Annotated in this window: 14 protein-coding genes; 5 read left to right on the top strand and 9 right to left on the bottom strand. The window is 37.4% G+C overall.

From position 1 onward, the window contains the following. The first annotated feature begins 19 nt into the window (after positions 1–19). Positions 20–1,453 carry a sulfotransferase gene (locus tag H4J63_RS04315; protein WP_024605690.1) on the top strand — a complete coding sequence of 478 codons (1,434 nt, stop codon included), beginning with the start codon at positions 20–22 and terminating at the stop codon, positions 1,451–1,453. Here the strand turns inward: H4J63_RS04315 and H4J63_RS04310 are convergent. Next, complete coding sequence (locus H4J63_RS04310) at positions 1,450–2,358, bottom strand: alpha/beta hydrolase (protein WP_024605689.1); 909 nt, start codon at positions 2,356–2,358, stop codon at positions 1,450–1,452. The genes H4J63_RS04315 and H4J63_RS04310 overlap by 4 nt on opposite strands. Positions 2,359–2,486: 128 nt before the next feature. Between H4J63_RS04310 and rlmF the strand changes: the two genes are divergently transcribed. Together rlmF and ltaE are read left to right on the top strand one after the other, a co-directional pair. Then, positions 2,487–3,419 (top strand): 23S rRNA (adenine(1618)-N(6))-methyltransferase RlmF, encoded by a 933-nt coding sequence (rlmF, locus tag H4J63_RS04305; RefSeq protein WP_024605688.1) that lies wholly within the window; start codon positions 2,487–2,489, stop codon positions 3,417–3,419. Positions 3,420–3,459: 40 nt separating this feature from the next. Continuing rightward, positions 3,460–4,464 (top strand): low-specificity L-threonine aldolase, encoded by a 1,005-nt coding sequence (gene ltaE / locus H4J63_RS04300; protein WP_024605687.1) that lies wholly within the window; start codon positions 3,460–3,462, stop codon positions 4,462–4,464. Here the strand turns inward: ltaE and H4J63_RS04295 are convergent. The 8 genes from H4J63_RS04295 to H4J63_RS04260 all read right to left on the bottom strand — a co-directional run bounded on the left by H4J63_RS04295 (position 4,438) and on the right by H4J63_RS04260 (position 14,354). Next, entirely contained in the window at positions 4,438–5,031 is a 594-nt protein-coding gene (locus tag H4J63_RS04295) for a thymidine kinase (RefSeq protein WP_007582344.1), read from the bottom strand. The two genes, ltaE and H4J63_RS04295, sit on opposite strands and share 27 nt — an antisense overlap. Positions 5,032–5,216: 185 nt before the next feature. Continuing rightward, the gene (locus tag H4J63_RS04290) at positions 5,217–5,906 is read right to left on the bottom strand and encodes an amino acid ABC transporter substrate-binding protein (RefSeq protein ID WP_240917420.1); all 690 of its coding nucleotides are present in this window, start codon (positions 5,904–5,906) and stop codon (positions 5,217–5,219) included. 72 nt (positions 5,907–5,978) lie between these two features. Continuing rightward, positions 5,979–6,449 (bottom strand): methylated-DNA--[protein]-cysteine S-methyltransferase, encoded by a 471-nt coding sequence (locus tag H4J63_RS04285; protein WP_024605686.1) that lies wholly within the window; start codon positions 6,447–6,449, stop codon positions 5,979–5,981. Next, positions 6,449–7,801, bottom strand: a complete 1,353-nt coding sequence (locus tag H4J63_RS04280; protein WP_024605685.1) for a DNA-3-methyladenine glycosylase 2 family protein — start codon at positions 7,799–7,801, stop codon at positions 6,449–6,451. The genes H4J63_RS04285 and H4J63_RS04280 overlap by 1 nt, the downstream gene beginning before the upstream one ends. Positions 7,802–7,875: 74 nt before the next feature. After that, complete coding sequence (locus tag H4J63_RS04275) at positions 7,876–8,487, bottom strand: superoxide dismutase (protein ID WP_024605684.1); 612 nt, start codon at positions 8,485–8,487, stop codon at positions 7,876–7,878. Positions 8,488–8,509: 22 nt separating this feature from the next. After that, positions 8,510–9,016: a hypothetical protein gene (locus H4J63_RS04270; RefSeq protein ID WP_024605683.1), complete on the bottom strand. Its 507-nt coding sequence runs from the start codon at positions 9,014–9,016 to the stop codon at positions 8,510–8,512. 79 nt (positions 9,017–9,095) lie between these two features. Next, the gene (locus tag H4J63_RS04265) at positions 9,096–9,578 is read right to left on the bottom strand and encodes a GNAT family N-acetyltransferase (RefSeq protein ID WP_024593105.1); all 483 of its coding nucleotides are present in this window, start codon (positions 9,576–9,578) and stop codon (positions 9,096–9,098) included. A gap of 12 nt (positions 9,579–9,590) precedes the next feature. After that, on the bottom strand, positions 9,591–14,354 hold the full coding sequence (locus H4J63_RS04260) for a PAS domain-containing protein (protein WP_024605682.1): 4,764 nt from the start codon (positions 14,352–14,354) through the stop codon (positions 9,591–9,593). A 257-nt stretch (positions 14,355–14,611) separates the two neighbouring features. On the opposite strand from H4J63_RS04260, the gene H4J63_RS04255 reads away from it, so the two are divergent. Both H4J63_RS04255 and H4J63_RS04250 read left to right on the top strand, forming a co-directional pair. Then, the gene (locus H4J63_RS04255; protein WP_024600553.1) at positions 14,612–15,487 is read left to right on the top strand and encodes a cation diffusion facilitator family transporter; all 876 of its coding nucleotides are present in this window, start codon (positions 14,612–14,614) and stop codon (positions 15,485–15,487) included. A gap of 57 nt (positions 15,488–15,544) precedes the next feature. Further along, positions 15,545–16,615: a PepSY domain-containing protein gene (locus H4J63_RS04250; protein ID WP_024605681.1), complete on the top strand. Its 1,071-nt coding sequence runs from the start codon at positions 15,545–15,547 to the stop codon at positions 16,613–16,615. Positions 16,616–16,655: the final 40 nt, after the last annotated feature.

The raw sequence follows: 16,655 nt of genomic DNA, 5'->3' as shown, positions 1-16,655 counted from the left end.
TAATAAAATTGGTATAACTATGCTACTTGAAAAAGCCAACCAACTACTGCAACAAAATAAACTCAAAGAAGCTGAGTTTCATTTTAAAACGCTATTAAATAGTAACCCTGAAAATGGTGAGGCTTTATTTGGCTTAGGCAGAATTGCCTTACGACTAGAACGTTACGACGCTGCTGTATACCTACTCCAAAAAGCCTGTGAGCGCTTGCCTCATATGCTTGAACCATTACATGCCCTTGCTGATGCATTTAACGGTGTTCATTCGCCAAACGATGCACTAACGGTGCTTGAATACGCAAAAAAATTAGCAAGTCATAACCCAGAGCCTCATTATTACTTAGCACAGCACTATTTAACACATGGCGAGTTAGATAAAGCTCATACAACCTTTGCTCATGCACTCAGTATTGGGGTATACCCTGTAACAGCTTATATTTTATTTGAACTTGTGCAGTTAGGTCGCTTTGATAATGAGCATAATTATGTAAGTAATTTGCACCACTTATTAACTCAAACGAGTAATTTACGTTTAAAAATGGTGTGTTACTACGCATTAGCAAACAGTTACGATGCACTTGAGGATACCGAGCAAGCATTTAATTATTTTATATTGGCGAATAAATTACAAAAAAAATTAAGTGAATTTAACACTAAAGATTTAACCCCTTTTTACGATGAAATAATAAAATACAACACCGAGGAGTTTATAGCCTCTGCCGATAAAAAGTTTACGGGTAATATCACGCCTGTATTTATTATTGGCATGCCTCGTAGTGGTTCTACCCTTGTGGAGCAAATGCTGGCAAGCCATAGTCAGTTTTCGAGCCTAGGAGAGAGCACGAGTATTAGTAATAACGCAGTTGCTTTTATCGAACAAAAAACGGGAGTGACTTACCCGCAATGTTTAGCATATTTAACGCCGGATTTAATCAAAAAAGTCCGCGAGCTGTATATTACAACATTAAAAACAGCATCGCCCATCAGACCTTTTATAATAAATAAACTGCCGAGTAATTATCAGTCGCTCGGACTTATATATATTCTATTTCCAAATGCTAAATTTATAAATTTAAGTCGTGATTTTAATGCCACCGCATTTTCTATCTTCACTAATTACTTTGCTGAAAACGAGCCTTACTTTTGCTCACTACCTGAGTTTAAGCTTTATCATAAGTTGTATGAAAAATTGATGAGCCATTGGCACTCTTTTAAAGAGATGCCAATTTATGATGTCAGTTACGAAGATTTAGTGAGTAACCCAAAAGAGCAGCTAACGCAGTTACTTGGTTTTTTAAACTGTAGTTTTGAAGAGCGCTGCTTAGCATTTTATAAACAAAAAACACCGGTAACGACCTTGAGTAAACATGCTATTCGCCAACCTATTAATAACGCCGCAATCGCTAAGTGGGAGCGTTACAAAACACCTCTTTTAAAGTTACTTGATGAGAATTAATTAATCGGATGTGCTTTAAACCAATTAAGTAAATCTTTAAATTGATCATCACGCGCACTTGGGTGGGTAAGCATATTAATATGATCGTAATCAAAATTATGCCCGTGTTTACGACCGTAAATTTGCATTTGTTGAATGCCTAGCCCCGATTCGTCCATAAATTTTTGAATATCGATTGGTTGCGCTAATGCTTTATCTTTTACCGCAGCAATATGAAGCGTTGGCGGTAAATGCAGGTTGTTTAGCGCTTTTGCATAATCAAAATTATCATCAGAATCTATCCATGGCTTCTTTTTAGCCCATTGCATACTTTGATAATGCGACTTTTGAGTTTCGTTATCGCTTCCCCACTTATAACCTTTAGCATTTAAATAGCCGTGTTTTTTAGCAAGTAAAGGTGCCATAAAATACCAAATTAAATTGGCTTGTAATAATTTTTGAGGATGATTATTAAATAAAGAACGCTTAGAGCCAAAATACACACACGCTTTTACATCATTAATATATTCTGGAAAACGTGCAAACGCGCTGTTCATCAATACCCCGCCCCAAGAGTGAGCGACCCAGTAGTCAGGCTTCTTGCCTTCAATCAACTCTATTTGCTTAATAAAGGCAGGAATGTCTTCTAGGATAGACTCAGTTTGTCCATATTCGGACTCGCTCGAAATAATTGGCTTACTATCACCTCGTCCACGTAAATCAGCCACATAACATCTATACCCATGCTCAGCCAAAAAAGGGGCAAGCCCTTTATTAGAATGGGTGTAAAAAATTTTACCGTTTTCTATTGCTCCATGCATAAAAAATACGATGGGCCCTTGCTGATCTTCATCGCTAATACGGCGTAAATGAAGAGTTTGCTGAGAGTCTAAATCAACTATTATTGATTGCTGAGAAATTGCCACAGTTATTCCTTTTTATTATTTTCAACTCATCCTACCAGCAATATTAAATATACCAAAGGAAATGTCTGCACTTTACTCATCAGCATTTGTTACAATCACCACATCATATCTGTTGTTAAAATGAAGCCATGAAAGAAAATAAAGCACGTTCAAAATTACACCCTCGTAACCTACATAAAAATGGGTACGACTTCGATTTATTAACAACAGAGCACCCTGCTCTACTGCCCTTTGTTATAACCACACCTGCAGGTACTAAAAGTATTGATTTTAGTGATAACAAAGCCGTTAAAACACTAAATCAAGCTCTTTTAAAAGCACATTATAATATTGATTTTTGGGATATTCCCGAGCACAACTTATGTCCACCTATACCTGGGCGTGTTGACTACATTCATTACTTAGCCGACTTATTAAGTGATGATAATCAACAACAAATACCTTTAGGTAAGCAAATTAAAGTACTTGATATTGGTACTGGCGCTAATTTAGTTTACCCGCTTACTGGTACAAGTGAATATAAGTGGCATTTTACAGGGACTGATATTGATGCAACCTCAGTAAAAATAGCAAAGCAAATTGCTCAGTTTAATGGTTTAAAAATAACCCTAAAACAACAAAAAAACGCATCACATATTTTTAAAGGCGTTATAAATCAAAAAGATTTATTCCATTTAACACTTTGTAATCCTCCGTTTCATGCCAGTGAAGAAGAAGCGACTAAAGGTAGTGAACGTAAATGGAAAAACTTAGGCAAAACACCAAGTAACGCGCTTAACTTTGGTGGCCATAATAATGAATTATGGTGCGAAGGCGGTGAAGTACAGTTTATCTCTAATATGATTAAAGAAAGCGAAGACTTTGCAGAGCAAGTACTGTGGTTTACGTCGTTAGTATCCAAAAAAGATAATATTGCAGCCCTTGAAAAAGTATTAAAAGCCCACCCGATAGCACAATATAAAATAGTTGATATGGCACAAGGTCAAAAAATTAGCCGCTTTATTGCATGGAGCTACTTTGATAAAGAAACCCGCGAGCAAATTTGTAGCGAGCTTGATTAATACCAATTTTATTAAAAACAATAAAAAGGATAAGGCAATCATGATAGATTTTCGCTCTGATACAGTTACAAAACCAACAAAAGAAATGCGCGATATTATGTGCAGCGCACCGGTTGGTGATGATGTATATGGTGATGATGAAAGCGTTAACCAACTAGAAGCTTATGCGTGTAAGCGTTTTAACTTTGAAGCCGCACTTTATTGTAGCTCAGGTACACAAGCCAACTTACTTGCAATAATGGCGCATTGTGAGCGAGGTGACGAATACATTTGTGGCCAAAATGCGCATAACTATAAGTTTGAGGGCGGCGGTGCAGCTGTTTTAGGGTCTGTGCAACCACAGCCTATCGAAAACGATGCTGATGGCAGTATACCTTTTAGTAAAATATCGGCGGCTATAAAACCAGACGATTGCCATTTTGCAAAAACGCGATTGCTTAGTTTAGAAAATACCATTGGCGGAAAGGTGCTGCCTCTTGAGTACTTAGCCCAAGCTCGTGACTTTGTTAACACACATAATTTAGCGCTGCACTTAGACGGCGCACGTGCATTTAATGCCGCAGTTGAGCTAAATGTTGATATCACTGAAATTACAAAACACTTTGATTCAGTTTCTATTTGTTTATCTAAAGGCTTGGGAGCGCCCGTAGGCTCTTTATTATTAGGCTCACCAGCACTTATTAATAAAGCAAGACGATGGAGAAAAGTACTTGGTGGCGGTTTGCGTCAAGCCGGAATGCTTGCAGCCGCTGGGCAGTTTGCACTTGAGCACAATGTAGAGCGCTTAAAAGACGATCATGCAAATGCACGTTATTTGGCTCAACAATTAAGTGAAATCAGTGGCTTTACTGTCGATATGAGTAACACCACTAATATGGTTTACGCAACATACACTAACAGTATAAACATTGAAGAGGTTGCTGAGGCACTTAAACAACAAGGTATATTATTTAGCCCAAGCAAGCAGCTTAGGCTAGTAACGCATTTAGATATTACGCGCGAAGATATTGATACATTTTTAAATGCTTTGTCGGCCCATATTTAACGCGGCTTTATAATGTTTGCGGCATACCGAAACATATCGGTCATTGCCGCCAATTTCTACTTGGTTACCATCGGCAATTGCTTCACCATTTTCATCGGTACGAAGTACATGGTTAGCTTTACGCCCGCAGTGGCATACAGTTTTAAGCTCAACTAACTTATCAGCCCACGCAAGTAAGTATTGCGACCCTATAAATAGCTCGCCTCTAAAGTCATTACGCAGGCCATAACACAATACCGGTATACCAAGTTCATCAACCACATCGGTTAATTGCATTACTTGTTCTTTTGATAAAAATTGACACTCGTCAACTAATACACAATGGCGTTTTTTATCATTGTTGAGTGATTGAATAAGATCAAAAACATCTTTGCTAGCATCAAATACATGCGCATCAGCTTGCAAGCCAATACGAGACGATACTTTACCCACGCCTTGTCTATCATCAATGGCCGCAGTAAGGATGACAGGTTCCATGCCACGTTCTTTATAGTTAAATGCAGATTGTAATAACGTGGTTGATTTACCTGCGTTCATTGCAGAGTAGTAAAAGTATAATTGAGCCATTGCGGTGCCATTTTATAAAAAGTGCGCTTATGCTACCTTAATATTAAATTAATACCAATTTACAAACGCGAATTTAATGAGGTTATTTAGGTGGTTGTAAGTATTTAATATACACAGGTGCACTTTCAAATTTTGATAACCATTGCCACATTTGCAAGCTTAGAGTGCTATTTTCTTCGTAGAATTTAGGAAAAAATAAGGTAACCATGGCTGGTTTCGTACGGTGGGTAGATAGGTTTAACATTTTTACTTTTATAAGGGTAACTCGACACTTTTAAGCCATCTACTTGGCATAGATCGACACTTGCCTGCACCACGCCCTTATCTAGCAACTCAAAAGCTTTGCTTTTAGAGAACGTATTATGAATAAAAAATGGTTCTTCTTTCAACGCGCTATTTAGTCCATAGCCATTAGGAATAGCTATCGTAAATGCTTTATTTTGAAATACTTCGCGAGTCTCCCATTCCTTATGAAATTTATAACGCCCTATAAGGCAGCTGCCAAATTCACTTACTGCGTAGTCATCTTGTAACTTACCTTGCTCATCAACAGGGTAAACAGCAACGTTTTCTCGCCCTTTGCGGTAACTTGCAATAACAGCATTAACTCGATTAAATTCTAAATCGTTTAAGCATCTACGCCATGGCTTTCTAACAAATGATATTGCTACATTGGGCAATGCTAAATCAAGTTTTTGAAGTATTTCGATTGATGCACCAGGTTTATCTGTTGGTATATTTTGGCCATCACCTAAAAACATAGGAGCTATATTTTTGTCTTCGTAACAAAACACGAGACTTTGCGGCTTGCTAAACGCAGTAGCGGTAAACATTAAACTGGCAATAAAAAAGTACACTAAGCTATTAATACGCATAATAATTTTTATTAGTTGATTATTTAAATTATAGGTTGAGTTAAGCAGACTGGCTATATTTTATCAATTAATTTACATTAATCCTTCGTGTTTCAGCAACCAAAGTTTCCTATCAAGCCCACCAGCATAGCCCGTTAACTTTGCATTTGCGCCAATAATTCGGTGGCAAGGCACTATAATACTAATCGGATTTTTACCATTCGCAGCACCTACTGCCCTCACTGCTTTTGGATTATTGAGTTGGTTTGCAATATAGCCGTATGTTTGCGACTTTCCAAAAGGTACCGTTAATAGTGCTTGCCATACGCTTTGTTGAAATACCGTACCATTTGTATCAAGTGGTACATCAAAAGTAGTACGTTTTTTTGCAAAGTACTCATTTAACTGCGCAGCACAAATAAGCACCGCCTTGTTAGCGACTTGCTCAAATGGCGTATGAAGGTGCTCAACTGGAGGATAAAACCCAACGTAACTCACTCCTTTATCTGTCGCTTGAATAATTATGTCGTCTATAGGGCTCGAAATGGATGTTTGAATGATCATTATAATTGCTGCCAAAGTTGAAAAGTTAAGTAAGAGCGAAAAGGAGCGCTGTTAGCAGGTACGAAAGGGTTTGCCGCCGCTTGAGCTTTTTTAACACCTAAGTCGCCATCAAGTAATATATCGGGCTGGCTTTGCCCTCGCAACTTTGCATAATTTACCGTCCAAGGACCAATTCCCTTTAAATTAAGCCATTCGTCTAAATCGTCATTTTCAGGATTTAGTGCACAAAACTGGGCTAAGTTGTGTAGCGCATTTTTGCGTGCTTGTGGCATTTTAAAAAATGCAAAATCACTATTAGCAACAATTTTAGCCGTAGGAAAATAAACGGCATCGCCCTCTTTTTCGCCTAATTCGTCAACTAACTTTGTTACTAAATTATGCGCCGCAGTAACACTCACTTGTTGTCCGAGTACCGCCCTTATACCGGCTTCAAAACTTGACCAAATCCCTAGAAGTCTGAGCCCTTCACACACTGTAAACGCATTGTTTATATTGGCGCTTAAATGCGTTTCAATTAAATTAATATCAACATCTAAATCAAGCACACGGCGTATATTATTTATAACAGGTTGTAAGTACACCGTATTGTCTATATTGATAGATACACTAAAGTGATTTTTACTCGCTATAAATTCAGCGGTAAAGCTTCCTTTATATTCCTCACTTGCAAAAGTACGTCCGTAGCTCGTTTGTGTTATCCACTCCATTGGTTTTATCAAGCGCCTTTGTAAAAAGCTCTGCAAAGCAGGCCAATTATAAGGCGGCCTAAATGGCAGGGTTAAAATGAGTGTTGACGTTGGTTTTTTATCGCCACTGCGCAGCTTTGAGGGAGCTATATTTAACTGCTGTAAAAAAGCATCATTAAAACGCCTAATACTTTTAAAGCCAGCGGCAAATGCTATTTCGGTAAGGGGTAAATGTGTTTCTTGAATCAGTTTTTTAGCAAAGTGGCATTGGTTAAATAATCGATATTGCGTAATCGACACGCCAAAATACTGCTTAAACAACTGCCTTAAATAACGACTACTTACGCCTAAACGAGCTGCTAATTTTTCGCAGTCGTGCTCGTCATTTTGATCTATTAACTGTTTTGCTCTAAGTGCCGTCGTTTTTGTACCCTGCCATGCTGCGCTGCCTGGGGCACTATCGGGCCTGCAACGAATACAGGGCCTAAAACCATCTTGCGCCGCGTTATGGGCAAACTGATAATAAGCAACGTTTTTTTCGTGAGCCGTTGGTGCAGGGCAAATTGGTCTGCAATAAATACCGGTACTTTTTACCGCTACGTAAAAAAGCCCGTCAAAACGAGGATCGCGACTCTGACGTGCTTTTTGCCAATGTGAAGTGTCCATAAACGGCTCTATAAATTAATCTAATAGAGCCTAGCTTATAGAAAATAAACTGTATTACTAGCCATATTCGGCACTCAACTTACTGCGGCTAGGTAGCGTTTTTCAACTTCAGTCCAATTAATTACATTATAAAAAGCAGCAATATAGTCAGGACGCTTATTTTGATACTTCAAATAGTAGGCATGCTCCCATACATCAAGTCCCAAAATAGGGGTATTTCCCTGCATTAAAGGGCAATCTTGATTAGCACTATTTTCTACAATCAACTTTTTATCTGGGGTCACACATAGCCACGCCCAACCACTGCCAAATTGACTAATTGCAACAGCAGTAAATTCCTCTTTAAACTTATCAAAACTGCCAAACTGTTCATTTATTGCCTGAGCTACACTACCTTCAGGTTCACCTCCTCCTTGAGGGCTCATTACTTGCCAAAATAAGCTGTGATTAAAATGCCCTCCTACATGCTCTTGTACTGCTTTTTGTAAATTACTAGGCAGACTGTTTATTCCCTTAAGTAATTTTTCAGCATTTGCGGTTGCATAAACAGTATCTGCTAAAGCAGCATTGGCTTTATTGATATACGTTTGATGATGCAATGTGTGGTGAATATGCATTGTTTTACCATCAATATGAGGCTCAAGCGCATCGTACTCATAGTTAAGTGCAGGCAAAGTAAAAGCCATAAATACTCCTTTTTCTTTTAAATTAGTGCAGTTGATTGTTTGTAGTGCTCTCTGAGCATAAGCAAAAATTCACTTGCTCTATTAGCTCAGGTAAAAAATGATAGCGTCTTGCAAATAATACAAGTTCAGAGGACGTTTTAGTGTAATGATGCTTACTCACTTTTTGTATATCGTAATGAGTATGCTTAATTAGCGAACAGAGTGTTAAGTGTACTTCGCATAGCCATTTGCATGCATTTTCTGGCTGCTGCATAGCTATATAGGTATCAGCTAAATTATGCGACGCAACAACAAGTGCGGGTATACAATGCTCAATAGCATAAATGGCATTGTTATTAATCTGAGCATATAAAAACTGCTGAAGAAGATGATCTGCAAGTGTTTTAGCTAATAAGTATTTATCGCGGGCTTCGAGAAGTGCACCTTGTTCAAATGCATAATTACCTTGCATTATATTCGACTGCCAAGGGCTTAATGCTTGATCAAGACAAAGTAAATCTGAGTGGGATTGTTTTTGACCTGAGATCATATAATCATCTGCACGTTTATTTATGGGCGTGTAGTTAACTTACACACCCACAAAACTAAATGCAAATGATTTTCATTAACTATTTAGCGAAGTCTAGTAATTCCTGCCCTGTTAAGCGATATATAATCCATTCGTTTTGCGGCTTTGCACCAATGCTATTGTAAAAATCGATAGCGGGTTTATTCCAATCAAGCACTACCCATTCAAAACGACCACAGTTATTACTAATCGCCTTATTAGCTAAGTGCTTCATAATGGCTTTGCCTGCACCATTGCCACGGCTATCTGGGCTTACGTATAAATCTTCAAGGTATAGGCCATTTTTACCTAACCATGTAGAGTAATTATAAAAATAGACCGCAAAACCAATTGGCTCATCACCTTCTAAACAAATTATGCTGTGCGCAGTAGCACCTTCACTAAACAGAGTATCTAAAATAGCCTGTTCATCGGTTTTTACCGCATCCGGTTCTTTTTCGTATATGGCAAGTTCGGTAATAAAGTGCAAAATTGTTTTTGCGTCACTTGGTTTTGCATCACGTATTATAACGGGTTGGCTCATTGTATTTTTACCTTAAATATACTGCTCTAATTTATCTTTTAAAATATCTAATTGAATAGGTTTACTCAAATAATCATCCATTCCAGCTGTAATACAACGCTCTTTATCGGAGTCCATTGCATTAGCGGTGATAGCAATAATTCTAATATTTTTGTGCTGTTCACCCGCTAATCCTTTGCGAATAGCCGCGGTTGAAGCAAAACCATCCATAACAGGCATTTGGCAATCCATAAGTACTAACTTAAAGAACCCTGAATCGTGAGCTTTTAATATATCAATTGCCAGTTGACCATTCCCGGCAATTGTAACGTCACAATTAAGCTTTTTGAGCATTAATGTAGCCACTTGCCGATTAATTGGATTATCTTCTACAAGTAATATTTGGGTAGGTTCCTGCACCTTTTCTTTTTTAAGAGAGGAAATATAGCCTGAAGTAACAAGTGGGAGTGTCTCATCTGAATCATTACTTGTTATGACTGACAGTGCAGAAATTAAATCAGCGGTGGTTACAGGTTTGGGGAAATATGCCTGAAAGCCTGCATTAGAATAGCGCTGCGCACCTTCCATACCAGCAATACTGGTCATCATTACAAGTGGCATTGATTTATAATGTTCATGTGCTTTTAGTGCTTTACACAGCTCTATACCATCCATTCCTGGCATTTGCATATCAAGCACTGCAATGTCATACATGCAATTGTTACTTTTATACTGCTGCGCGCACATATCAAGAGCTTCGCGTGCGTCACATGCAAGCGCAACTTTAGCGCCCCAATGTTCAAGCTGCTGTGAAATTACAATTCGATTTGTTTCGTTATCATCAACAACTAAAACTGTTAATTCTTTCATATTAATATTAGGAATATAACGCTCTTTTTGATCTCCCGATGTTAGCATTATAGAGGCAGTAAAAGTGCTTCCTTTACCTGCTTCGCTAGTGACAGAAATAGCTCCTCCCATTAACTCGCAAAGTTGTTTACAGATGGCAAGCCCTAAGCCACTGCCCCCGTACTCACGCGTTGTTGATGCATCTACTTGAGAAAACGGAGTAAATAATTGCTGTTGTTTGTCTTCACTTATTCCTATGCCTGAGTCTTTTACACTTACAACAAATTCTAAACCTTGAACCATTTTATTAATTTTCGCACTTACCACAACCTCGCCTTTAGCCGTAAACTTAACGGCGTTACTCAGTAAATTAGTAAGCACTTGGCGAATTCGCCCGGGGTCACCACATAATTGCGAAGGCTCCAAGGCTAACAAATCTAAAATTATTTCAATGCCTTTGTCTTGAGCAGTAAATGCTTGCGCGGCGGCAACTTCGCCAATTAAATCTCGTCCATTAAAGTTAATTTCTTCAAGTTCGATTTTACCAGCCTCGGCTTTAGAAAAATCTAAAATATCGTTAATTACGGCTAATAAAGAATGTGCGCTTGTTTTGGCAATGTCTACTTTTGTCTCTATTGACTTAGGTAATGATTCTAATTGAACAAGCTCTAGCATACCGAGCACACCATTCATTGGCGTTCTTATTTCGTGGCTCATAGTTGCTAAGAATTGACTCTTAGCAAGCGCTGCATCTTCAGCTTTAACAAGCGCTACTTTTAACTCCTCACTGATTACTTTACGCTGCTGAGAAACTAAAGAGCTTCCCACTAAAGTAGCTAATGATCGAAGATACGTTTCTTCGCTTTGCGTCCAATTGTGGTGCTCGCCTACCGTTTCAGCACACAAAATACCTAAATTACCATCGCCAGTTGCTATCACTGCATCAAGCATCGATTTAATATTTAGTGGTTTTGCATACGCTTCTATAAAATCAGCAGTTGCTGGGTGCGTATAAACATCATCAATAGCTACTAAGTTTTGCTTATAAATGGCGTTATAATATTCAGGGTAGTCTTTAGCAGTTAAAACAGCATTTGTATCTACAAAACCTTGCCCTTTAATGTATAAACCATGACATGTCATCACATCTCTTTTATCGTTAAAAATCCATACCGAAGCGCGAGTAATATCTAGCACTTCACACATAGATTTAACTGCTAACTTTTTAACTTGTTCTACATTACTGTTTTGTACTTCAGGGGCAACAGTAAGTGCGGCTAAATTTTTGTTATACCTGTTTGTTTTTTCGCTTTCGAGTTCAAGTCGCTTATGCGCATCAATACTTTGAAACGAGCCAAAAACACGTACGCATTTTCCATCTCTAAGCTCTGCTTGGCCCATTGATTTAACCCAACGCTCCTGCCCCGAATAAGTTAAAATAATAAGCTCAACACTCCAACTTTCACCTAAAGTCACAGCGCATTCAAACAAGGTACTTATAGTGTCTCGGTGTATTCCTGGTTTATAAAAATCAATTGCGGTATCTATGCTAGGCTCATAACCCTCTGGTACCTCATGAATAACTTTAACTTCATCAGACCAATAAAGCGTATGCGCCTCTAAGTCAATTTCCCATGCGCCAATCTGACCTTGCTTACTCATTGATTCGAGTAAATTTTGCTGACGATTTATTTCTAATTGAGTGTTATAACGATCCGTAATATCTAAAATAAACCCATCTAAATACAATATGTTGCCATCATCTGCGTAAATCGCTTGGCCTTTTTCGTTTACCCAATGCAAGGAACCATCGCGGGCTGTAATTCTATACTCAACAGACCATGGCTGCTTGGCGCCGACACAGCTTAATATTTCAGCTTTTATTTTTGTAGAATCGTCTTTGCATATTAAATCAAAAAAGTTAATGGCTTCGCTATGTATCAACTCATCAGGCGAATAGCCTGTTATTTCACTCGCTTGGTCGCTCATATAAAGCATGCTTAATTTGTCATCAAATTTACATCGATAAATAATGCCCGGTATATTTGATACTAAAGATGCAAACCTATCTCGACTTCCTTGCAATTCATGCTGTGTAGATTTTTGATCAGATATGTCTAAATGCGTACCTATCATACGTTTTGGAGAGCCATCGGTATTCCACTCAACTATTTTTGCAGTATCGAGAACCCAAATCCAATCTCCATTTTTATGCTTCATGCGGGCTTCGCTAACATAATAGTCAGTCTCGCCGGCAAAATACGCTTTAAGTTTTCTCTCCGATATAGCTAAATCATCAGGGTGAGCAAATGTATACCAAGTATCTATAGTGCATGGTTCAAGCTCGCTGAGTTTGTAACCTATAATCTCGGCCCAGCGATTATTAAATGTCACTTTTTTAGAATCGATATACCAATCCCAAATACCCACGGCTGTTGAGTCAATCACTAGTTGTAACTGTGTTTTGTGCTGTTCAAGCTCTAGCTCTTGTAATTTAAGTGCTGAAATGTCAGTACGAATAGCAATATAGTTTTGTGGTTTACCGTTTTCATCTAAAAATGGCACGATGGTCGTATCTACCCAATAAAAATCACCATTTTTAGCTTTGTTACATATTTGCCCGTTCCATATGTCGCCATGTTTAAGGGTTTTATACATATTTTTAAAAAATTCTTTTTCGTGTTTTCCTGAATTTAAAAGGCGATGGTTTTGACCTATTAATTCGTGTTCATCGTAGCCACTAATCTCACAAAATTTCTTATTTACAAAAGTGATGGTGCCATGCAAATCAGTTACAGCAACAATAGCGTGTTCATCTAATGCACTTTTTTGCTCGGCTAACTGTTTTAATGCAATTTGAAGTGCAGAGCGTTGTTTTTGTAATATACTTTGTTGCTCTGCTTTTACGTCCACTAACTTACGAAGACCTAATGAAAGCTGATTAAACTCTATACTGTCGTTTATTATTGGAACTTTAACCAAATCGCCTTTTGTAATATTTTCAACAATTTTAGCTAAGTTAATTAAAGGCTGAGAAAGCCGGCGACCAAACCACCAAGACAGCGTTAATATAAGCAATAACGCCCCCGTATTAGTCAATACAGCAAGCTGCTTATAATAATTGGCGCCTTGTAGTGCGACTTCTTTTGGTTTTGATACGAGTAGCTGCCAGCCAGATTCATTTAAAAACTCTAATGAATTAATATACCCATATAAAGTGACTTCATTCTTATCACTATAAGTAAAAACACGTTGTGTTGGTGATCCGTTTTGAGAGAAAAATAGTGGTTGGGTATCGTCTGAATTATTACTTTTTTGAATTTTATTTTTGTACATAACATAAAATGTTATGTCTTTATTAGCAGCGTGTATTTTACTTAAATTATTTAATAAGCCGTTTAAATTTATATCTGCGATCAATATTGTTTGTAACTTATTTTCATCATTTAATACTGGCAAGCCAATAATATGATAGTCGCGCCCTGAGGCAGTCATTGACCGAAACTGAATCTTGCCTGTATTTTTAATACCTGTGCGTATGTCGTCAAAGCGCTGCTCTTTAATAACATCAAAAAAAGGTGATAAAGGTCGTGAGTTAACAAGGTTTATATCTATAAGCTCTACATGATTAACGAAGTCATACTGCTCAACAAATTGATTTATTAATTTTTGTTTTTTAGCAGAGCTAATATCAAGTTGTGACCTAAGCAAATATAAATCTTTAACATGGTCTGCAAACCAAATATCAGCAAATTGCTTGCCTATATTATTAAGCTCGTTAAGTTCGGTGTCTGCATTTTGTTTAAGGGTGCGATTTACGTGTTCAAGACTAAACCACGTAAGTATACAAAGTGGCACTAAAGCTATAATTATAAAGGTTATAATTAACTTACTTCGAACAGATTGTCCTTTACCTGTTAATTCACCAAAGTTTAAACCTTTGTCCATGCTTAATACCCAGCAGCTTTTAATCATTTAATATTACTTACATTAATGCACTAAATATATAAAGACGCAAGTTTTGAGCCGTAAACTCCTTAAAAACTCGACATTTAGCGCGACAAACTTAAATTTACGCATTTAAGAAAATACGCCTTTATCATTAACTTAAAATTACGTTCATGTACGCGACAACTTCTGTAGCTGTTTTAAACCACCCATGATATAATCAATATTCAGTCAATGTATTTGAAGGGATTATGGCAATGGCGCACGATCATTCACATAGTCATGTAGACGAAAACCAAAGTAATAAGCAGCTCACCGTTGCAGTTTTTATTAATGTATTACTAACCATAGCCCAAGTTATTGGTGGGTTATTTTCGGGCAGTTTGTCACTTATAGCAGATGCACTTCACAACTTAAGTGATGCCGCCGCTATATTTATAGCCTTGATTGCACGAAAAATCGGTAATAAACCAGCTGATGACACTCATCACTTTGGCTATAAACGCGCTGAAATACTCGCCACTCTTTTTAATAGCAGTACACTAATAATAATTGGTGTGTATTTAATTTTTGAATCAATTTCGAGTTATTTAAACCCTCAACCAATTAATGGTTGGATAGTTGTGTGGGTGGCCGCAATAGCGTTAGTGATTGATTTAGCAACAGCGTATTTAACCTATCGAGCTGGTGCAAATCACAGTATAAATATAAAAGCAGCCTTCATTCATAACGTATCAGATGCAATGGCATCTATTGTGGTAATCATTGCTGGCACCTTAATTATTTTATATCAATGGTATATTGTTGATTTAATCGCCACTGTACTTATTTCTATGTATGTAATTTATCATGGCATTTTACTTTTAAAACAAAGCTGCAAAGTTTTAATGCAAGCAGCGCCTGACAATATCGACACACACGCAATATCGGATGCTATTAGTAGTAAATTTAATATCGAATCGGTAACCAGTATTAAGCTTTGGCAATTAGACGATAAAGAAAGCTACTGCGAGCTTATTATTAGCACTCAGCAAGCGATTAATTTGCAAGCCATAAAAATATTCTTACACGATAATTATAATATCGAAAATTGCATAATAGAAATCCAACCAAATACACAACTATTTAATTGAAAACAGCTCGTATTATCATTTACAATATTAGCATTAACTCATAATGAGATACCGTTTTTGAAAATTTGGTTACGTAGAATTCATTTAGGCCTTGCCCTTATTAGCGGACTATTTTTATTAATAGTGAGCTTAACCGGTGCTGTTATGATTTATGCAAAAGACATTCAGCACTTAATAGAACCCGCAAAATGGCAAGTAGCACCACAAGCTACTTTTATGCATTACGATGAGCTTATACAAAATGTACAAACTCAAACTAAGCAAAAAATTACTTTTTTTATGCCAGAGCAAGCACCGGACGCCGCATGGCAGTTTAGGTTAGCTAATAAACACTACGCTAGTGTTAATCCCTATTCAGGGAGTGTACTAAACGTCTATGAATCAACCGATACTATTTATGGGTTTGCCCAAGGCTTACATCGCTGGCTGTTGTTTGAAAATAGTAAGGGTGAAAAAACCTTTCGAAATTGGATGTCGGTATGTGCATTGCTACTTTTAATAAATGTATTACTGGGCTTTTACTTATGGGTAAAACCAAAAAACAGAGTTAAACGTTTAGCTATAAAACCAAAAGCCAAATTTAGAGTGCTCATGTATCAATTTCATACAGTGCTTGGTGTTTACTTTTTTATACCGCTTATACTGATTGCATTTACTGGTATGGCATTTAACTGGAAAACACAAACTCAATCTGTATTAGAATTTGTAACGTTTAACAAAGTAGAGCAAAGACCTAAAGCGCCAAAAATAATCCCCCTTTCTCAAGCTGTTTTAAATTATAACGAAGCAATAAAAAATGCCGAGAGCGTATTCCCTGATGGCAAAACATATAGAATTTACTTGCCTAAAAAAGATGACGAAGCAATTGCACTGAGAATGCAAAACCCTGGCGAAAGCCATGCTTACAGCTGGGTTTGGACTAACCCATTTACTGGTAAAGTATTAAACTCATTTGACGCCAGTAAAACCAACTTCACAACACAAGCATGGAACTTTAAGTATAAATTTCACATTGGTGATTTTGCAGGTCCTATAGTGCAGTTTTTATGGTTATTAATAGCCCTTTCACTCGCATTTTTTATTGTAAGCGGTGTATATTTTTGGTTAAAACGCCATAAATGGAAATAAATCTCATTAACACTTGTGTCGTTAGTTGATAATAATTACC

It is taken from the genome of Pseudoalteromonas sp. 5Ae-yellow, from assembly GCF_014077565.1.
GTDB lineage: Bacteria > Pseudomonadota > Gammaproteobacteria > Enterobacterales > Alteromonadaceae > Pseudoalteromonas.
The sequence above is the reverse complement of the archived record's forward strand: the minus strand, read 5'-3'. Positions and strand labels throughout refer to the sequence as shown.

Bases quoted from the DNA above. Each gene is read 5' to 3' on its own strand.
- H4J63_RS04315 (WP_024605690.1), top strand. From the start codon at position 20: ATGCTACTTGAAAAAGCCAACCAACTACTGCAACAAAATAAACTCAAA.
- rlmF (WP_024605688.1), top strand. From the start codon at position 2,487: ATGAAAGAAAATAAAGCACGTTCAAAATTACACCCTCGTAACCTACAT.
- ltaE (WP_024605687.1), top strand. From the start codon at position 3,460: ATGATAGATTTTCGCTCTGATACAGTTACAAAACCAACAAAAGAAATG.
- H4J63_RS04295 (WP_007582344.1), bottom strand. From the start codon at position 5,031: ATGGCTCAATTATACTTTTACTACTCTGCAATGAACGCAGGTAAATCA.
- H4J63_RS04290 (WP_240917420.1), bottom strand. From the start codon at position 5,906: ATGCGTATTAATAGCTTAGTGTACTTTTTTATTGCCAGTTTAATGTTT.
- H4J63_RS04285 (WP_024605686.1), bottom strand. From the start codon at position 6,449: ATGATCATTCAAACATCCATTTCGAGCCCTATAGACGACATAATTATT.
- H4J63_RS04280 (WP_024605685.1), bottom strand. From the start codon at position 7,801: ATGGACACTTCACATTGGCAAAAAGCACGTCAGAGTCGCGATCCTCGT.
- H4J63_RS04275 (WP_024605684.1), bottom strand. From the start codon at position 8,487: ATGGCTTTTACTTTGCCTGCACTTAACTATGAGTACGATGCGCTTGAG.
- H4J63_RS04270 (WP_024605683.1), bottom strand. From the start codon at position 9,016: ATGATCTCAGGTCAAAAACAATCCCACTCAGATTTACTTTGTCTTGAT.
- H4J63_RS04265 (WP_024593105.1), bottom strand. From the start codon at position 9,578: ATGAGCCAACCCGTTATAATACGTGATGCAAAACCAAGTGACGCAAAA.
- H4J63_RS04260 (WP_024605682.1), bottom strand. From the start codon at position 14,354: ATGGACAAAGGTTTAAACTTTGGTGAATTAACAGGTAAAGGACAATCT.
- H4J63_RS04255 (WP_024600553.1), top strand. From the start codon at position 14,612: ATGGCGCACGATCATTCACATAGTCATGTAGACGAAAACCAAAGTAAT.